The sequence below is a fragment of the Bacillus sp. REN16 genome (assembly GCF_020731355.1).
Classification (GTDB): Bacteria; Bacillota; Bacilli; order Bacillales; family Bacillaceae_L; genus Ferdinandcohnia.
This window is the reverse complement of record NZ_JAJFZK010000004.1, coordinates 286647-304480: the sequence shown is the minus strand read 5'-3', so window position 1 is coordinate 304480 and position 17834 is coordinate 286647. Positions and strand designations below refer to the sequence as shown.

At 37.6% G+C, this 17834-nt stretch carries 19 protein-coding genes; 3 read left to right on the top strand and 16 right to left on the bottom strand.

The features are described from left to right. Positions 1-60: 60 nt before the first annotated feature. The 4 genes from LKW28_RS07125 to LKW28_RS07110 form a co-directional block, all read right to left on the bottom strand. Positions 61-474, bottom strand: coding sequence for a Fur family transcriptional regulator (locus tag LKW28_RS07125; protein ID WP_229139650.1), 414 nt, complete (start codon positions 472-474; stop codon positions 61-63). After that, positions 471-1313, bottom strand: a complete 843-nt coding sequence (locus LKW28_RS07120) for a metal ABC transporter permease (protein WP_229139649.1) — start codon at positions 1311-1313, stop codon at positions 471-473. The genes LKW28_RS07125 and LKW28_RS07120 overlap by 4 nt, the downstream gene beginning before the upstream one ends. Positions 1314-1317: 4 nt before the next feature. Next, positions 1318-2127: a metal ABC transporter ATP-binding protein gene (locus LKW28_RS07115; RefSeq protein ID WP_229139728.1), complete on the bottom strand. Its 810-nt coding sequence runs from the start codon at positions 2125-2127 to the stop codon at positions 1318-1320. Positions 2128-2272: 145 nt separating this feature from the next. Beyond that, on the bottom strand, positions 2273-3142 hold the full coding sequence (locus LKW28_RS07110) for a YitT family protein (protein ID WP_229139648.1): 870 nt from the start codon (positions 3140-3142) through the stop codon (positions 2273-2275). Between the two features lie 105 nt (positions 3143-3247). Here LKW28_RS07110 and LKW28_RS07105 point away from each other — a divergent pair, with 105 nt between their 5' ends. Beyond that, positions 3248-3505: a DUF2624 domain-containing protein gene (locus LKW28_RS07105; RefSeq protein WP_229139647.1), complete on the top strand. Its 258-nt coding sequence runs from the start codon at positions 3248-3250 to the stop codon at positions 3503-3505. Between the two features lie 33 nt (positions 3506-3538). Here the strand turns inward: LKW28_RS07105 and LKW28_RS07100 are convergent, their stop codons facing one another. Both LKW28_RS07100 and LKW28_RS07095 read right to left on the bottom strand, forming a co-directional pair. After that, positions 3539-4432, bottom strand: a complete 894-nt coding sequence (locus LKW28_RS07100; protein ID WP_229139646.1) for a deoxyribonuclease IV — start codon at positions 4430-4432, stop codon at positions 3539-3541. 58 nt (positions 4433-4490) lie between these two features. Then, entirely contained in the window at positions 4491-5798 is a 1308-nt protein-coding gene (locus tag LKW28_RS07095) for a DEAD/DEAH box helicase (protein ID WP_229139645.1), read from the bottom strand. Positions 5799-6032: 234 nt separating this feature from the next. On the opposite strand from LKW28_RS07095, the gene LKW28_RS07090 reads away from it, so the two are divergent. After that, positions 6033-6590 carry a YqfQ family protein gene (locus LKW28_RS07090; protein ID WP_229139644.1) on the top strand — a complete coding sequence of 186 codons (558 nt, stop codon included), beginning with the start codon at positions 6033-6035 and terminating at the stop codon, positions 6588-6590. A gap of 309 nt (positions 6591-6899) precedes the next feature. Beyond that, positions 6900-7844, top strand: a complete 945-nt coding sequence (locus tag LKW28_RS07085; protein ID WP_229139643.1) for a 4-hydroxy-3-methylbut-2-enyl diphosphate reductase — start codon at positions 6900-6902, stop codon at positions 7842-7844. 36 nt (positions 7845-7880) lie between these two features. Here LKW28_RS07085 and LKW28_RS07080 read toward each other — a convergent pair whose 3' ends face one another. From LKW28_RS07080 to LKW28_RS07035, 10 genes are all read right to left on the bottom strand, one after another. Next, a complete protein-coding gene (locus tag LKW28_RS07080; RefSeq protein ID WP_229139642.1) occupies positions 7881-9008 on the bottom strand; it encodes a Nif3-like dinuclear metal center hexameric protein in 1128 nt (375 codons plus the stop codon). Next, the gene (locus LKW28_RS07075; protein WP_229139641.1) at positions 9005-9709 is read right to left on the bottom strand and encodes a tRNA (adenine(22)-N(1))-methyltransferase; all 705 of its coding nucleotides are present in this window, start codon (positions 9707-9709) and stop codon (positions 9005-9007) included. Before LKW28_RS07075 ends, LKW28_RS07080 begins: the two co-directional genes overlap by 4 nt. Positions 9710-9840: 131 nt before the next feature. Beyond that, the gene (gene cccA / locus LKW28_RS07070) at positions 9841-10194 is read right to left on the bottom strand and encodes a cytochrome c550 (RefSeq protein WP_229139640.1); all 354 of its coding nucleotides are present in this window, start codon (positions 10192-10194) and stop codon (positions 9841-9843) included. A 415-nt stretch (positions 10195-10609) separates the two neighbouring features. Beyond that, on the bottom strand, positions 10610-11749 hold the full coding sequence (locus tag LKW28_RS07065) for an acyl-CoA dehydrogenase family protein (RefSeq protein WP_229139639.1): 1140 nt from the start codon (positions 11747-11749) through the stop codon (positions 10610-10612). 67 nt (positions 11750-11816) lie between these two features. After that, positions 11817-12350: a hypothetical protein gene (locus LKW28_RS07060; RefSeq protein WP_229139638.1), complete on the bottom strand. Its 534-nt coding sequence runs from the start codon at positions 12348-12350 to the stop codon at positions 11817-11819. 101 nt (positions 12351-12451) lie between these two features. Next, complete coding sequence (rpoD, locus tag LKW28_RS07055) at positions 12452-13588, bottom strand: RNA polymerase sigma factor RpoD (protein ID WP_229139637.1); 1137 nt, start codon at positions 13586-13588, stop codon at positions 12452-12454. Positions 13589-13639: 51 nt separating this feature from the next. Further along, complete coding sequence (dnaG, locus tag LKW28_RS07050; RefSeq protein ID WP_229139636.1) at positions 13640-15448, bottom strand: DNA primase; 1809 nt, start codon at positions 15446-15448, stop codon at positions 13640-13642. A gap of 40 nt (positions 15449-15488) precedes the next feature. Next, on the bottom strand, positions 15489-15959 hold the full coding sequence (locus LKW28_RS07045) for a YaiI/YqxD family protein (RefSeq protein WP_324255017.1): 471 nt from the start codon (positions 15957-15959) through the stop codon (positions 15489-15491). A 323-nt stretch (positions 15960-16282) separates the two neighbouring features. Then, complete coding sequence (locus tag LKW28_RS07040) at positions 16283-17095, bottom strand: pyruvate, water dikinase regulatory protein (RefSeq protein WP_229139634.1); 813 nt, start codon at positions 17093-17095, stop codon at positions 16283-16285. Between the two features lie 26 nt (positions 17096-17121). After that, complete coding sequence (locus LKW28_RS07035; RefSeq protein WP_229139633.1) at positions 17122-17760, bottom strand: helix-turn-helix transcriptional regulator; 639 nt, start codon at positions 17758-17760, stop codon at positions 17122-17124. Between the last annotated feature and the right edge of the window lie 74 nt (positions 17761-17834).

Sequence of the window (17834 nt, the reverse complement as noted above, 5' to 3'; positions counted from 1 at the left end):
AAGCAGGAATTATGATTGTTAATCATTTACTTTGGAACCAATAAACTTAAAACCGAGTTCCTAAATCCTGCATTCCGGACATGATCCATAAATTTCAAATTTATGACCAGTTACATCATAACCGGGTAAAGTGTCGACGATTTTATCCATTGGACAGGATTCAATTTCCTTAGTTTTTCCACATTCCAGACAAATAAAATGGTGATGATGGTGCGTACCGCCACAAGTAAAGCGGAAATGTTTTTCACCTGAAAGTTCCGTCGTTTCCAAAATGCCAAGATCCGCAAATAAAGAAAGATTACGATAAATTGTATCGAAGCTTAATCCAGGATAGTTTGTCTTTAATCCGTCCAAAACATCCTTTGCGGTTAAGTATTTATCAGAAACAGAAAATAATTCAAGCATTTCCTGTCTTTTATCAGTATGTTTAAATCCTTTTTCCTTCATTAATTGAATCGCTTCAGAAACATTCATGCTATTCTTCCTTTCCACCATTTTTTCCAACTTATTGCACCTAAAAGTATCACAATGGATAATACTACGATCGTTCCTCCGGGAGCCAAATCAAGGTAATAAGAAAGCACTAACCCAAAAATGACAGCTAATTCACCAAACACAACAGAAAGAATAATCGTTTGCTTAAAGCCTTTTGCAATCCGAATCGCTGCTGCAACTGGTAATGTCATTAGAGACGATACTAATAAAATCCCGACAATTCTCATTGAAGCAGCAATCACTAATGCAACTGTGACAATAAAAATGAAATGAATGGTTTTTGCATTGATCCCAGAAACCGCTGCATGCTCTTCATCAAATGATAAAAGAAATAATTCCTTATATAGGATCAGGACGATTAAAATAACAAGTACCGTAATCCCAAGGACAGTCCATAAATCAGCTCGACTTATTGCACTTACACTGCCGAACAAATAATTAAACAGATCGGTATTAAAACCATCAGCAAGGGAAATAAAAATCACACTTAAACCTATTCCACCCGATAAAATGATCGGGATTGCCAGCTCTTGATAATGCTTATACACCGTTCTTAAGCGTTCAATAAAAAGCGAACCAATAACGGAAAAAGTCATTCCCATGTATATTGGATTGATTGGCCCAGCTAAACCAAGCTTCTTTTCAAGTAACAGACTAGCCGCAATACCTCCCAGGGTCACATGGCTTAAGGCATCAGCAATAAGTGACAGTCGTCTTACAACTATAAAAACACCCAGCAATGGTGCAATCAATCCGATCAGCAAGCCACTAAGGAATGCATTTTGTAAAAATTCATATTGAAAAATATCCGAGAGCATCGTTTCACCTTCCGTGATTATGGTCATGAGTAATTACTTGAAGTGAATGTCCATAAAATTGGGATAAATCCTGATCATGAAGATGTTCAAATTCTTTTGCACTTCCATGAAAGTGAAGTTCCTTATTTAAACATGCAACATGGGATACCTTTTCTGAAACTGTCCCAACATCATGGGTAACTAATATCAATGTAATCCCCTTATTCTTATTAATATCTTCGAGCATATGATAAAAAGTTTGAACCGTCTCTGCATCAACGCCAACAGTCGGTTCATCAAGGATTAGAAGTTCCGGTTCACTTACAAGTGACCTTGCGATGAAGACACGCTGTTGTTGTCCTCCCGAAAGTTCGCCAATGTTTCGATACAAAAATCGCTCCATACCTACGGATCGAAGAGCTTCTATTACTTTTTCCTTGTGTTCATGTTTGAAAAAATGAAACAATCCAAGCTTTGCTGTCAATCCGCTCGAAACAACTTCAAATACTGTTGCCGGAAATCCCGAGTTAAAACTATTAGCTTTTTGCGAGACAAATCCAATTTTCGGCCAATCTTTAAAATTTGAAATGGGGGTTCCAAATAACTCAATCGACCCTTTTTGAAGTTTTACAAGTCCTAGGATACTTTTTAACAATGTCGTTTTACCGGAGCCATTAGGTCCAACAATTGCTAAGAAGGAGCCTCGAGGGACAACTAAATTGATGTTTTCTAATACTGATTGTTCATCATATCGAAAGGAAAGCTCCTTAATCGTTAATACCGAATTTGACTGAGTCAAGTTATCACCACATTTATTATAATTGTTTATTTCCATCTTATTAAGAATCATTCCGATTTATACTTTATGAAGTATACAGGATGATTTTAATAAAGTAAAGATAATCAAAAAAGATTAACTCATTTTTAAAAAACCCGTTTGTTAAACAGAACTTTTTGAAAAAGTGTTAATCTACTCTCCATTAATGGACCGCGGATTTAAAGCGGCCTCCTTTTACCTCATGGGTATCCATAATGGTTATAAAGGCATTTGGATCAATTTCCTGTATAATTCCTTTAAGTTTTGTTACCTCAAGTCTTGTGACAACTACGTAAACAACTTCCTTCTCTTCGTCCGTATATCCTCCTCTGCCTTTTAGCTTCGTCGTCCCACGACCAAGACGATGAAGAATGGCATCTGATATATCATCAAATTGCTCAGAAACGATAATCGCTGCCTTCGTTTCATCTAGCCCTTCAACGACCGTATCAATTGTTTTAAACGCAATGTAATAGGCTAAGACAGAATACATGGCTGATTCAATACCAAAAACAAATCCTGCCAATGCAAAAATGAAGATATTGATAAACATTACAAATTCACCAACAGAAAACGGCAGTTTTTTGGTTAAAATAATCGATAAAATTTCTGTTCCGTCCATTGAGCCGCCGTTACGAATGACAAGTCCGACACCTGTACCAAGAAGAAGACCCCCAAATACGGCTGCAAGAATGGGTTCAATATCAAATGGTTTTACATAGTGAAGTAAAGTTTCTATGATTGCCAAAGCTACAATTCCAAGGATACTGGACCACATAAAGGTTTTGCCAATTTGTTTATACCCTGAAAACATAAACGGTAAATTAAAAATAACAACTAGAAAACCAAAGGTAATATAGGTAGGAGTTAAATAATCTACAATTAATGAAATGCCGATGATTCCACCATCGATAATTTTATTTGGAATTAAGAAAAGTTCAATTGAGGTGGCGGCAAAAGTCGCTCCAACCAAAATCATAATCATGCGAAATATAATGCGTGAAACGCTTTCCTTTTTATGCACTCTGTTCATCCCATCACTCCAATTCGAAAAAGTATTGGCTTTTCTTGATTTGTTTTATGCACACACCTTTTCGTGTTGAAATAAACTAACGTGAGGAAGGTGAAGATTATCAAGATGAATATTTATCAGCAAATCGTAAACCAAAAATTAAAAACTTTAACACCAGATGACTTAATAAAATATGGAAAACAATATGATATAGATGTAACCAAAGCGCAAGCAACAAATGTGTTAAAGTTGATTCGCAAAAAGAAACATATTAATATCTTTAATCCTGATGAAAAAAATCAATTATTAAGAGAAATTGCCCAGATAACGAGTCCTGACGTTGCCAGAAAACTAAACCAACTATTTATCAAATTTACGAGTTGAAAAAAGCTGTCGACACAGACAGCTTTTTTCAATCTATTGATTGATTATTTTCTCCAATAAGTCCTCATCAAATGACTCCTGACGAATCATGTCAATTTCAAACTTATATGGAGCTTTCTTATTGTTTTTGTCTTCCCCTACATACGGTGTTTCGAGAATTTTAGGGACATTTTCAAGAGATGGATGATGGACTATATAATTAATTGCCTTAAATCCAATTTTACCATATCCTATATTTTCGTGACGGTCTTTTCCTGCCCCTTTTTCATTTTTGCTGTCATTAATATGAAGGACTTTAATCCGGTCAATACCAATTAATTTATCGAATTGATCCAGTACCCCATCAAAATCATTGACTATATCATAGCCCGCATCATGAGTATGACATGTATCAAAGCAAACAGACAGCTTGTCATTATGTGTGACACCATCAATAATCTGTGCGATTTCTTCAAAGGATCTGCCGCATTCAGAACCTTTACCAGCCATTGTTTCTAATGCAATCTGGACTTTGTGGTCTTTTGTCAGAACTTCATTTAGACCCTCGATAATTTTCTTTATTCCTGCTTCAGCCCCAGCACCAACATGTGCTCCAGGATGAAGGACGATTTGGCTTGCCCCAAGTGCTTCTGTTCTCTCCATTTCCGAGCGCAAGAAATTTACACCAAGTTCAAAAGTTGCTGGATTTGAGGTATTACCGATATTAATAATATATGGAGCATGGACAACAATTTCATCAATCCCATTTTCTTTCATATGGGCTTGTCCTGCCTCGATATTTAAATCTTCTATTTTTTTACGTCTTGTATTTTGCGGTGCGCCTGTATATATCATGAATGTATTTGCGCCATAAGACACTGCTTCTTCACTTGCTGCTAGAAGCATCTTTTTACCACTCATCGACACATGTGAGCCTAATTTAAGCATGCATAAAACACTCCAATCCCCTTAACAGTACACGAATCTATTTTACCATATATTTCAGTTATTTTCTTTTTAAACGTCTTTGACGCTTTTTGAAATCTTCCATTTCCTGATTCATTTTTTTCTTATAGCCTGGCTTCACCTTTTTAGGCTTTTTCACCTTGTTTTGTGCAAGCTTATCAATATCATCGACTTCCTTTTTTCGAGCCTTTCGTTTATTTCGCTCACCAATATGCATCCATTCGTCGTTCTCAAGATCCATATTTACAAAGGAAATGCCCATTTTTTCGAGTCTTACAATTGCATCTTCATCAGACGGATCATAGATGGTTGCAGCGATTCCTGAATACCCTGCTCTTGCCGTTCTGCCAACTCTATGAATGTAAAAGTCAAGATCACTAGGCAGTTCATAATTGATCACATGGCTGACACCATCAATGTCAATCCCTCTTGCAGCTAAATCTGTTGCAACAACATATTGATACTCTAGTGAATTTATTTGCTTCATGACCTTTTTTCGTTCACGAGGCGGGAGGTCACCATGGATTCTTCCTACCTTCATCCCTTTTCCGATGAGGCCATCAGCTACTTCATCCGCCATTTTTTTCGTATTTGTAAAAATAATCGCCAAGTATGGGTTATACGCCTCGACCATTGACTTTAGTAAGCTTAACTTATTTCGATGTCTTAGTGGAACAAGAATATGTTCGACCTTTGCCGCTGTTGCCTGTTCTGGAGCAACATGGGTGTACCGAGGGTTTTCCATATATTTTTTTAAAAAGGGCTTTAATTTTTCAGGTATCGTTGCGGAAAACACCAAAATTTGTAGGTCTTCGGGCATTCTTGCTGCAATTTGGTCAACATCTTCGATAAAGCCCATATCAAGCATCAGGTCTGCTTCATCAACCACGATTTGAGTAGCCTTGTATACTTGAAGAGCCTGTTCTTTCACCAAATCATGAATTCTTCCCGGTGTTCCCACAACAATATGCGGCTGTGTTTTTAGCTTTTCAATTGCACGTGCCTTATCAGTCCCACCAACAAATAACTTTGCAGTAATTGAATTCTCCTCACTAAATTTAGTGATTTTGCCAATCTCTTGATGGATTTGCGTTGCAAGCTCCCTTGTGGGTGCTGTAATAACCGCTTGTACCTCTTGTCTTTCCGGGTCAATCATATTGATAATGGGTAACAAATAAGCATGGGTTTTACCTGTTCCTGTTTGCGATTGGCCAATCGCATTTTCGCCTCGTTGAATACTTGGAATTAATCTTTCTTGAATTTCAGTTGGCTTTGTAAATTTAATCTCCTTCAAAGCATCAAGTATAAATGGCTGAAATTGAAAACGTTCAAATTCTTGTACTGTCATTACGATCCCTCATTTATATAAATATAATTTGTATGTAAGATTATCTTTGCTTTAAATGTATTAAATCATAACCTAACAATTCATTATAAAGGAAAGCTTGGAAAAACACCAATCAAGCCCAATTGATCGATTTGCTAAAACATTCATCCACTTTTCGCATATCCTAAAAACAAGGTATTATCACAAACTCATTCTTATACTTAAGGCTTAGCAATGCGAGAGGAGGATAAGTAAATGTTTTATCCAAGACAACCAATGAACCAAATGAGACCAATGAGACAAATGAGACCACCATCTATGTTTTCGCAGCAATATGGTTACCGGCCACCTGGTATGTTTGGCGGAATGCAAGGCATGCAAGGACAAGGAAGATCTGGATTAGGCGGTCTTTTAAAAAAATTAATCCCTGGTGCGGGGCAGCGGAATCCGATGCAAGGAATGGGTGGAATGCCCGGCTTCTTTAATGCTTCACAAGGAATGAATCCCGGTACCCTTCAAAATTTAGCAAATCCCTCGAACCTAAGTGCAATGATGGGAAATGTACAAAAAACCTTAAAAATGGCAGAATCCGTTGTTCCAATGGTTCAGCAATATGGCCCATTAATGAAAAATATTCCAGCTATGATTAAAATGTACAGTGCCATAAAAAACGCGGGAAATGAAGAGGAAGAAGGAGATCAAGAAACCATATCACTTTCTGACGTCACTTCAGACGATGCAAATTTAGAAAATGGCAAGGAAAAACCAAAAGCAACTGGTACCGGAAAATCAGTGCCAAAGCTTTACATTTAATATGAAGTTCAAAAAGTCCGGTGAAAATGACACATCGAATTTCTGCGTTGGCTTGCTCCTCCGTTCCTTGGAAAAGAAAACCACTTTTCCGGCGTGCAAGATCGTCTGCTCACGTATTAACTGCATACGATCCGCTACTCAAAGCTGCGCCGCCTTGAACTTCTTGGTCCTTTTCATCCTCCTTTTGAACAACCAATAAAAGACTTTGTATTATCCTCCATACTCAGATATAATAAATACGAGATTACGAGAGTACCAGTTATTATGGTAACGGCTATCCGATTTATTATTTTTTAGGAGGAGAAGTGCATGGAAGTAATCAAAATTGCACCGCGCGGTTATTGCTACGGTGTAGTGGATGCGATGGTAATTGCGAAAAATGCTGCTTTAGATAAAACATTACCTAGACCCATTTATATATTAGGAATGATTGTTCACAATAAACATGTAACAGATGCCTTTGAAGAAGAAGGAATTATTACACTTGATGGGGAGAATCGTTTAGATATTCTAAATCAAGTAAAAGAAGGTACTGTCATTTTCACAGCGCACGGTGTATCACCTGAGGTGAAACAATTAGCGAAGGATAGAGGTCTGGTTACTCTTGATGCAACTTGCCCTGACGTAACAAGAACACATGATTTAATTAAGGAAAAATCAGCAGAGGGTTACCATATTATATATATTGGTAAAAAAGGTCATCCGGAGCCAGAAGGAGCAATTGGTGAAGCACCTGGTTTCGTCCACCTTGTTCAAACCGTTGAAGATGTTGAGAACCTGGAGTTAAATAGTGAAAAGCTTGTTGTCACTAACCAGACAACGATGAGCCAATGGGATGTTCTTGATGTTATGGAAAAAGTGAAGGAAAAATACCCGCATACTGAGGTCCATAATGAAATTTGTCTAGCTACACAGGTTCGCCAAGAGGCGGTTGCGGAACAAGCAGGGGTGGCAGACTTAACAATTGTAGTTGGGGACCCAATGAGCAATAACTCGAACCGTCTAGCACAAGTTTCTAAGGATATTGCAGGAACTACTGCTTACCGTGTAGCAGATGTAAGTGACATCCAACTTGAATGGCTTGAAGGCGTAAAGAAAGTAGCAGTAACAGCAGGTGCTTCCACTCCAACACCAATTACAAAAGAAGTGATTAACTTCCTCGAACAATATGACCCAGAAAATGAAGAAACTTGGGAACGTGTTCGAAAAGTTCCTCTTCATAAAGTATTGCCAAAGGTAAAAACAAAACAATAAGCCAAGGGTACTCCTGCAAACGGAGTACCTTTTTACTTATAAGAATTTGAATGGGTCTGTATTTAGTTCAGAGGTGATAACCGAAACCTCGAATTTCTTTTGTTTAAAACGCTCGTTTAGGATGTTTGCTACCCCTTTTTTCATGACCTTTTCAACATTATGACCAGGGTCAACAATATTAAGTCCCATCATCATGGCATCATGAGCAACATGGTAATACATATCACCTGTTACATACACATCTGCCCCAGCCCTTTTGGCATGCGAAATGTATTTATTGCCATCCCCGCCAAGTACGGCAACCTTTTTTACTTTATCTGAAAGTGAACCGACTACACGTATTCCTTCAACCTCTAATTTATCCTTCACATGCTGTGCAAACTCCTCAAGTGTCAGCTCTTGTTCAAGATAGCCTACTCGACCAAGTCCAAGTACTTTCCCTTCATTTTCAAGGGGGTAAATGTCAAAGGCAACTTCCTCATATGGGTGTGCCTGAAGCATAGCCGTAACAACCTTTTTTTGAAGGCTGCTTGGGAAAACTGTTTCGATTTTAATTTCTTCTACTACTTCTAAATTTCCGACCTCTCCGATATGGGGGTTTGTTCCCTCGTGTGGCAAAAAGGTCCCGACACCTTCTGTATTAAACGTGCAGTGACTATAATTCCCAATAAAACCTCCCCCAGCCGCTCCTAATGCTGTCCTAACCTTCTCGGCAGATTCCCTCGGAACATATACAGCCAGTTTTTTAAGCCTTTCCTCATAAGTAGGAGCCAGTAATTCAACATTTGTTAGCTCTAACGCATTCGCTAATAAATCGTTAACACCACCGGCCGCTACATCAAGATTCGTATGTGCCGCATAAACCGCAACGTTATGTAAGATACATTTTTCAATGATTCTTCCCGCTGGAGTATCCGTTTGAATGGCTTTTAATGGACGAAAGATCGGAGGATGATGAGCGATTATCAGGTCTACATTATTTGATATTCCTTCATCGACAACTTCCTCTAAAACATCAAGCACAACCATAATCTTCTTTACAGGTTTATTTAATGTTCCAATTTGAAGGCCAATTTTCTCCCGGTCACCTTCAACAGCTAAATATTTAGGAGAAAATTGTTCAAATACTTCGATAACTTCAAATCCATTTGGTATTTTGCTCATTTCAGGGCCTCCTTGACAATCTTGATTTTTTGTTTAAGTTCTTCTTTTCTTAGATGATTTTCAGTAGTCTCTCCTGCCACACTTAATTGTTCTAGAATTCTTTCCCAGTGGTTTAGCTCGTGATTCCATTTTTTTATGAAGATTGGATTTTTTTCTTTTACTAAAAATGGACCAAGCAGTAATTCTTGTTCTTTATTTTTATATGGCTTTTGAGGGTTACCTTTTTCGGCAACTAATACTTCATAGATTTTTTTGTCTTCTTCTAAAATCTCTTCAGCGATTAGCTCCCAATCATGTTCAATCAGCCATTCTCTTATCGTATAAGCTCCAATATTCGGTTGGAGGATTAACCGCTCTACCCCTGGTAGTTTGCTCTTTCCATTATCAAGGATGGAACGTATCAATGAGCCGCCCATTCCAGCAATCGTAATACACGTTACTTCATTTGGTTCGATGACTTCTAGGCCATCCCCTTTTCGCGCTTCCAATACCCGGTCAAGTTGATTTTTAGAGATTTGTTTTTTTGCTGATTGTAAGGGACCTTCTGCTACTTCACCAGCTATTCCGCTTTGGATCATGCCGTTTAAAAATGCATAGCATGGCAGATAGGCATGATCAGAACCGATGTCTGCTAAAATAGCCCCCTTCGGTATGTAAGATGCGACTGTTTCCAGTCGCTTTGATAGCTTCTCTTCATTCATAATAACACCACATTTTTTAAGGTTATTTAAAAATTCATTATACAGGTTTTGCGTGGAAACTTCCATTCAGGGTGAGATGGGCAGAAAAAAACCCCTTACATAAAACGTAAAGGGGTTTAGTCTATTATTATTTATTTTTGTTCAACTAACCAATTTGCTATTTCTTCTACCATTGCAGCGTCTTTAACTAAGCCACCTGGCATTGCACCTCTACCGTTTGTGATAACATCCTGAATTTCTTCAACAGATAGATCAATACCTTTCAATGCTGGCGCAGTACCTTGACCCGCTAAATCCTGACCATGACATGCTGCACATGTACTCTTGACAACCTCTTCTGGGGATGCAGCTGCTGTTTCTGGAGCCTCTTCACCTTTGTTTGCCATTTCGTCCATGTTACCTAGTCCAACAAAGCCTAATAGGAACATAAGTCCAATACCGAAAACCGCAATTAAAGCAAATGGTATTAATGGATTCTTTTTCATTTTCTGACCTCCCTTACCTTATGTACATAATTCATTAATCAAATGCGCCTTAGCGTATTTGCGCCCGATTTTTTTCGGCTTGCCCGAAAAATTTCCTTTAAAAAATCGCGGCATCCGCCGGAGGCTTAACTTTATTCAGCCAGGTTTTGAAACCTAACTGATTTGGGTCCGCTAATTTTATCCTGCCACTTCAGAATTCGGAAGAATCGCTGAATAAAGTTAATATAATATATATTCTTTACAAACACTCTCTATTTTACTTGAAAAATGATAGAAGTAAAAGACCTAATTGTACAAAGAACCCTATTAACATATTATTGCAAAATTATTTTACACAAAAACGTCACAAATTTGTCAAACAAACAGATAAAAAACTCCTATCCCAAGGGAAAGGAGCTCAAGTCAATTTTTATGTTTAACATCCAAGCGATCTGGCAATTACCATTCGTTGAATTTCAGATGTGCCTTCACCGATTTCTAAAAGCTTTGCATCCCTCATAAATCTTTCAACATGATATTCCTTCATGTAACCGTACCCGCCATGAATCTGAACAGCTTGATTTGTTACCTCCATGCAAATTTCAGACGCAAATAGCTTTGCCATTGACGCTTCTTTTGAAAAATTTCGGCTTTGATCCTTCAGCCATGCGGCTTTATACACCATATTTCTTGCCAACTCAATTTTCATTGCCATATCTGCTAATTTAAATTGTATCGCTTGAAAACTAGAAATTGACCTTCCAAATTGTTTTCGCTCTTTAGCGTACGATAACGCCTTTTCATAGGCCGCCTGCGCAATTCCAACCGCCATTGCCCCAATTCCGATTCTCCCGCCATCTAGAGTGATTAGAAACTGTCTGAAGCCCTCACCAAGTTTGCCAAGTAAGTTTTCCTCCGGGACACGTACATCCTCTAAAACTAATTCTGTTGTATTTGAAGCATTAAGCCCCATTTTTTCATAATTATCGATTACTTTAAAGCCTTCTGCATCCGTTGGAACAATAATCGCGCTGATTTCCTTTTTTCCGGCATTGCGACCAGTTATTGCTGTAAGCGCAAGATGCTTTGCAAAGCTTGCATTGGTAATAAAACATTTATTTCCGTTTATTATAAACTCGTTATTCATAAGTACTGCCTCTGTTTGCGTTCCTCCTGCATCTGATCCAGCGTTTGGTTCGGTTAATCCAAATGCACCAAGCGATTCCCCAGTACAGATTGGTGTTAAGTACTTTTGTTTTTGTTCTTCTGTTCCAAATAAATATAGGGGTGCACCACCAAGCGAGATATGTGCTGAGTATGTAATTCCGGTAGACCCGCAGGCACGGCTTAGTTCTTCAACCACGATTGCAAAGCTAATTGTATCTGAATCGGCACCGCCGTACTCTTCTGGAAACGGTAAACCCATCATGCCTAATTTTCCTAGCTTTTGAAAAACTTCAATTGGGAAACGTTTGTCTTTATCTCGTTGTTCAGCTCCTGGAGCAACCTCTGCCTCAGAAAATTCCCTTATCGTTTTTTGAATCATTTTTTGCTCAGTCGTTAAATCGAAATTCATAGTACCCCTCCCGTTGTATGCGTTTTCACTATCTATTATAAGGGGTGTCGACCAATTTTCAAACAATTTAAAAATTAAATAGAAGAATAACGGAAGTAATACTGCCAAGAATTCCGGTGATTAAAAAATATTTTTTCTTTGAAAAAATACCAACAATTACCCAACAAAAACAATTCAATAAAATAATTCCAAACAAATAATATTCATGCCCTTTAAACAGGAGATCACTTACGTTCACTGATAAAAGAAGGATAAAAAGAGCAAGAATAACGGAACCAATATGTACAAAAAATGGATTATTTCTGTTCCTAATCAACCCTAAAGTACAGATAATTATAAAAATAAAGTTTATAACCATTTGCAATATAGGCGATATTTCAGTAAAATAAGTGACAAGAAATAAAACTGGTAAAAGTAAACCAATTCCGAGTATCGAAATTGTCGTTTTATTCTTTGCTGGGGCCGTTGTCTTAGTGGGTTCGACCCCCTCACCTTCCGTATATAACGAAAGAAGGAAATTACAATAAGCTTCCGGAAGTAATTTGTTTTCACGCCAATAGATAATTTCGTTGATAATAACTTTTTTTCTGTCTTGATTCATGAAAGCGTTCACCTTTCTAATACTTAAAAACGGGTAATGACCCCAAAAAAATAGTTTACTTCAATTTTATGAAGTAAACTACGAAATGTAAATGAAAAGTTTTATTCTAAGAAATCCTTTAGTCTTTTACTACGGCTTGGGTGACGAAGCTTACGAAGTGCTTTTGCTTCAATTTGGCGGATACGCTCACGAGTAACGCCAAATACCTTACCTACTTCTTCGAGGGTACGAGTACGTCCATCATCCAAGCCAAAACGGAGACGTAATACATTTTCTTCTCGATCAGTTAAGGTATCAAGGACATCTTCAAGCTGTTCTTTTAAAAGCTCATATGCTGCATGTTCAGATGGAGATGTTGCATCCTGGTCTTCGATAAAATCACCAAGATGTGAATCATCTTCTTCACCAATTGGTGTTTCTAATGATACAGGCTCTTGAGCAATCTTTAGGATTTCCCTAACCTTTTCAGGGGTTAAATCCATATCCTCGCCAATTTCTTCAGGGGTTGGTTCGCGTCCAAGATCCTGGAGTAACTGACGTTGTACACGAATTAATTTATTGATCGTTTCAACCATATGAACCGGGATACGAATGGTTCTAGCTTGGTCTGCAATCGCACGTGTAATTGCTTGACGAATCCACCAAGTGGCATACGTACTGAATTTGAAGCCTTTGCGATAATCAAATTTCTCAACAGCTTTAATTAATCCCATATTTCCTTCTTGGATCAAATCTAGGAACAACATCCCACGACCAACGTAACGCTTTGCAATACTTACAACAAGTCGTAAATTGGCTTCAGCTAGTCGGCGTTTGGCCTCTTCATCACCTTGTTCGATTCTTTCAGCAAGCTGAATCTCATCATCTGCAGATAGTAGGTCCACACGGCCAATTTCTTTTAAGTACATACGCACTGGGTCATTGATCTTAACTCCTGGAGGAACACTTAGGTCATTTAGATCGAATTCTTCTTCCTTGGATAAATCTTGAACATTTGGATCATCCTCATCTTCTGCATCAGCATCATGGTCTTCACCATCACCAATTAATTCAATCCCCTGCTCTCCAAGGAACTCATAGTATTCATCAAGATGGTCTGATTCAACTTCAAAACCAGACATGCGCTCTGCGATTTCTTCATACGTTAACACACCGCGTTTTTTTCCAAGCGCTGTTAATTTTTCTTTAACTAGCTCTAATGTTAGTTCTGTATCAACTTCTTTAGACTTTTCAGCCATTTGTTCCCCTCCTTCCAAAACTAGTAAGACATAGAGGTTAGAAAACCTATTTTAATGTAAGGCTTTTTTCATTTGAATGATTTCATTTGCAATCGTAGCAGCCTTCAAATAATCCTTACTGCGTTCAGCATCAAGCTGTTCAGATTCTTTTTCTTTTATCATTGACAATTTTTTGTGATTCAACACCTGTTTCACATAATCTGATAAGACAGAATCTGATACTTCTTCTTCAACTGACATCATTGCTATATCTGTGACAATTCGTTTAAGATTATCATCGTGTATCCTTGTTAGAAATGTGCTGATATCTGGCTCATGACCTTCTTCATAATATGCGTAAAGATACGTTAAAATTGCTTGATGCTCCTCAATATTAAATTCGGCTTGCAGCTGATCTTGAACTTTATCGGCAATATCCCGACTTCTTAGCATATACGCAAGTAAAAAACGTTCTGCATTATGATAGGCTTTAAGTAATTGTTTAGATACGGCAGGTTTCGCTTTCGTATTATTTCTATTCCCAGAGAAATTATCCCTTTTTTTCCGTTCAGATTTATAATACTGAAGCTGTTGGGTTTTTAACGCATCTAGTGAAATCGAAAATTCACCCGAAAGCTGGCGCAAATAATGGTCTCGTTCAACAGCCTTTTCTAAAGAGGATATTTCCTTAAGTACTTCTTCGATATAACGGATACGTTCTCCTTCATCCTGAAGATTTTTTCCTCTTCGTAAGTACTGCATTTTAAATGCCATTAATGTAAGACTTGCCCCTATTACATCATTTTTAAACTTCTCTGCGCCATGTTTTTTAATGTAGTCATCAGGGTCCATACCATTGGGCATCGTTGCAACTCTCACATAACAGCCTGCTTCAACCAACATGGATGAAGCCCGTAAAGCAGCATCAAGCCCAGCATTATCAGAGTCATAGCAAATGACAACAGACTCCACATTCCTTCTAATCATTTTTACATGTTCATCCGTTAAGGATGTACCCATTGTACCAATCGAATTTGGAACATCAGCTGAATCAGCTGCAATTACATCTGCGAATCCTTCAAAAAGGACCGCTTGCTGTTGTTTTCGGATATCAAGTCTTGCTTGATGGAAATTATAAAGGGTCTTACTCTTATTAAATATAATCGTTTCGGGACTGTTTAAATACTTTGGTTCCTGACCCTTTTCAAGCACCCTGCCAGAAAAAGCAATCGTTTTGCCTTGATGATCCCAAATCGGGAACATAATACGGTTTCGAAATCTATCGAAGAATGTTCCGGTATCCTCCTTTTTTACAAGTAATCCGGCACGTTCCATCAACTCAGGCTTAAATCCTCTTTTTTGGAGAAATTTCGTAGCGAAGCTCCACGAATCAAGAGCATAGCCAATTTCAAACTTTTCGATAACATCCCTTGTAATGCCCCTATTTGTTAAATAATCTAATGCTGGTTGACCTTCTTTTGTATTAAGTAATAGGTGATGATAGAATTTCTTTATAAGCTCGTGCGCTTCTTGCATTTTTGATGCATCATTGCTTTTATTAGAAACAGCAGTTTGCTGTTCATAATCTGATAAGTCTATGTTCACTTTTCTAGCTAAGTTAGCCGCAGCCTCTGCAAAGGAATACCCTTCTAAGTCCATTAAAAAAGAAAATACATTTCCACCTGCACCACACCCAAAACAATGAAAGATTTGTTTATCAGGGGATACAGAAAATGAAGGGGTATTTTCACCGTGAAATGGACATAAGCCAAAATAATTTCTACCTTGCTTCTTCAATTGAACATATTCACTAATAATATCAACAATGTCAACAGATATACGAATTTTTTCGATTGTTTCTTCGGGAATTCGATACCCCATGTTTAACATCCCCAAGTACTAAGTTATTCGATATGTAGAGTTAAAATCCTGCAATATTCGACAAACTTTTTTTAAAAATTTTAGAAAAATGTTGTCTGTCTTCTTCAGTAAAGGGTTTTGGTCCTTTCGAGTAGGATCCATTACGTCTTTCCTTTGCAGATAAAAAGCGAAAATGGAGAATTTGATCCATATCCTCTTCCTTAAACTCTTTCCCACGGGGTGATAGAACAATAACACCTCTGTTTACCAAAATACTTGCTAAGCCAGTATCTTGGGTAACAACGATATCTTTTTTAATTGCATGATTCATAATATAAAGATCTGCCGCCTCTTTCTCAGCATCCACGTACACCCATTTTCCACCCATGGGATTTGACATAACATGCGCGTAAGAAGCTACAAATACAACATTGATATTATATGTACCAGCAATGCTAAGTATTTCTTCCTTCACTGGACATGCATCTGCATCAACAAATATTTTATTCTTTTTTCCGTCATATTTCTCTATTCTACATCACTCCAGAGAATCCTTCTTTTCCAGAAAAGTTTTAATAAGATGTTCAAAATCTGTGATTGTCCAATCTTTAGGTGAGTAATGCTTTGGAAGAAAAATTTTGAAATGAGAAAATTATGTCGAAAATTAATTCACCTATTTCCTAATCTTACCCTTGACAACCTTCAATACATAGTTTATTCTATCCAGTCGAACTCTAAACCTAAAAATATGTATTTTTATCACAATTTTTTATTATAATATAAAATTCTTACAAACGCCATAAAAAAACATATCTTTTTGAGATATGTTTTCTCTTATTAATTAGCGGTTTCGTTTTAATTGGTTCTGCGTTTATTGATTTTATTCAAGATAATATTCGCTGTTTCTTCAACGGCTTTATTTGAGACATCGATAACATCACAACCGATTCTATTTATGATTGATTCAAAGTGATCAAGTTCTTCTTTAATCCGGTTGATGTTGGCATAGATTGCTTGGTCATCTAATCCTAGTGATTTTAATCTTTCACGTCTAATATGATTTAGTTTATCGGGGCTTATTTTTAATCCAAAGCATTTATTCGGTGACACTTTGAATAATTCTTCAGGCGGATCCACCTCAGGAACGATCGGCACGTTAGCGACCTTGTAGCGCTTATGTGCAAGGTATTGGGATAAAGGTGTCTTGGAAGTTCTTGAAACTCCAATCAAGACAATATCTGCCCGAAGTATCCCCCTTGGGTCACGTCCATCATCATACTTAACTGCAAACTCAATTGCCTCTATTTTTTTGAAATAATCTTCGTCTAGTTTTCTTACCAGACCAGCTTCAAATCTTGGGTTGCTTTCATAAAGGCCTGACATTTTTTCAATTAAAGGGCCCAGAATATCATTCACAATTACCCCTTCTCGCTCTGCTTCCTTCACCAGGAAATCTCTTAGTTCAGGCACCACAAGGGTAAAAGCAATAATTGCATTATTTAGCTTCGCAAGGGCTACAACCTCTGAGAGTGTAGCTGTGTCTTCCACATAAGGAATTCGTTTTATATCTGTATGAGATCCGTTAAATTGACTTACTGCCGCTTTAACAACCAATTCTGCTGTTTCCCCAACCGAATCAGATACTACATATACCACGCGATTTCTCATTTCCTAATCCATCTCCTTACCAAAAATTAGAGGATTTCATCCCCAGCGAGGGCCACTAAGGCTTTTGTCATATTTGTCTTTGTGATTCTTCCAATAACTTCGATACCACGGTCAGAGTGTTTCACAACAGGTAATGCATCAATTTGCTTTTCGATTAATTTATGCGCCACATCAAGTAAAAGCTCATCTTTTTCACACATTGTAATATTCGGCATACGGGTCATAATAATCGTGACAGGAACGGATTTTAAATCCTGGTTACCTAAACTTGCCCGCAGTAAATCTTTTCTCGACAAGACTCCAACAAGAAGCGATGATTTATCGACTACAAATAATGTACCGACATCCTCTAAAAACATCGTAACTATCGCATCATAAACAGATATACTTTCGTTTATCACGACCGGAATGGATTGATAGTCCATCACTTTGATTTTTTTAATTTTATCAGCCAGTAATTGCTGACCTGTCTTTCCTGTATAAAAATAACCGACACGTGGTCTTGCTTCAAGATAGCCTGCCATTGTTAAAATGGCGAGATCTGGACGGAGGGTTGCCCTAGTTAAACCTAATCGGTCAGCAATCGCTTCCCCTGTAATCGGCCCATTGTCTTTTACTATTTCTACAATTTGTTCTTGCCGCTTACTTAGTTCTATTGTACTCACCACCAATCGTAAACTCTAATCATTTATGTAATGAATTTAAATGAGGTTATACTAATTAGAATTATTATATACTA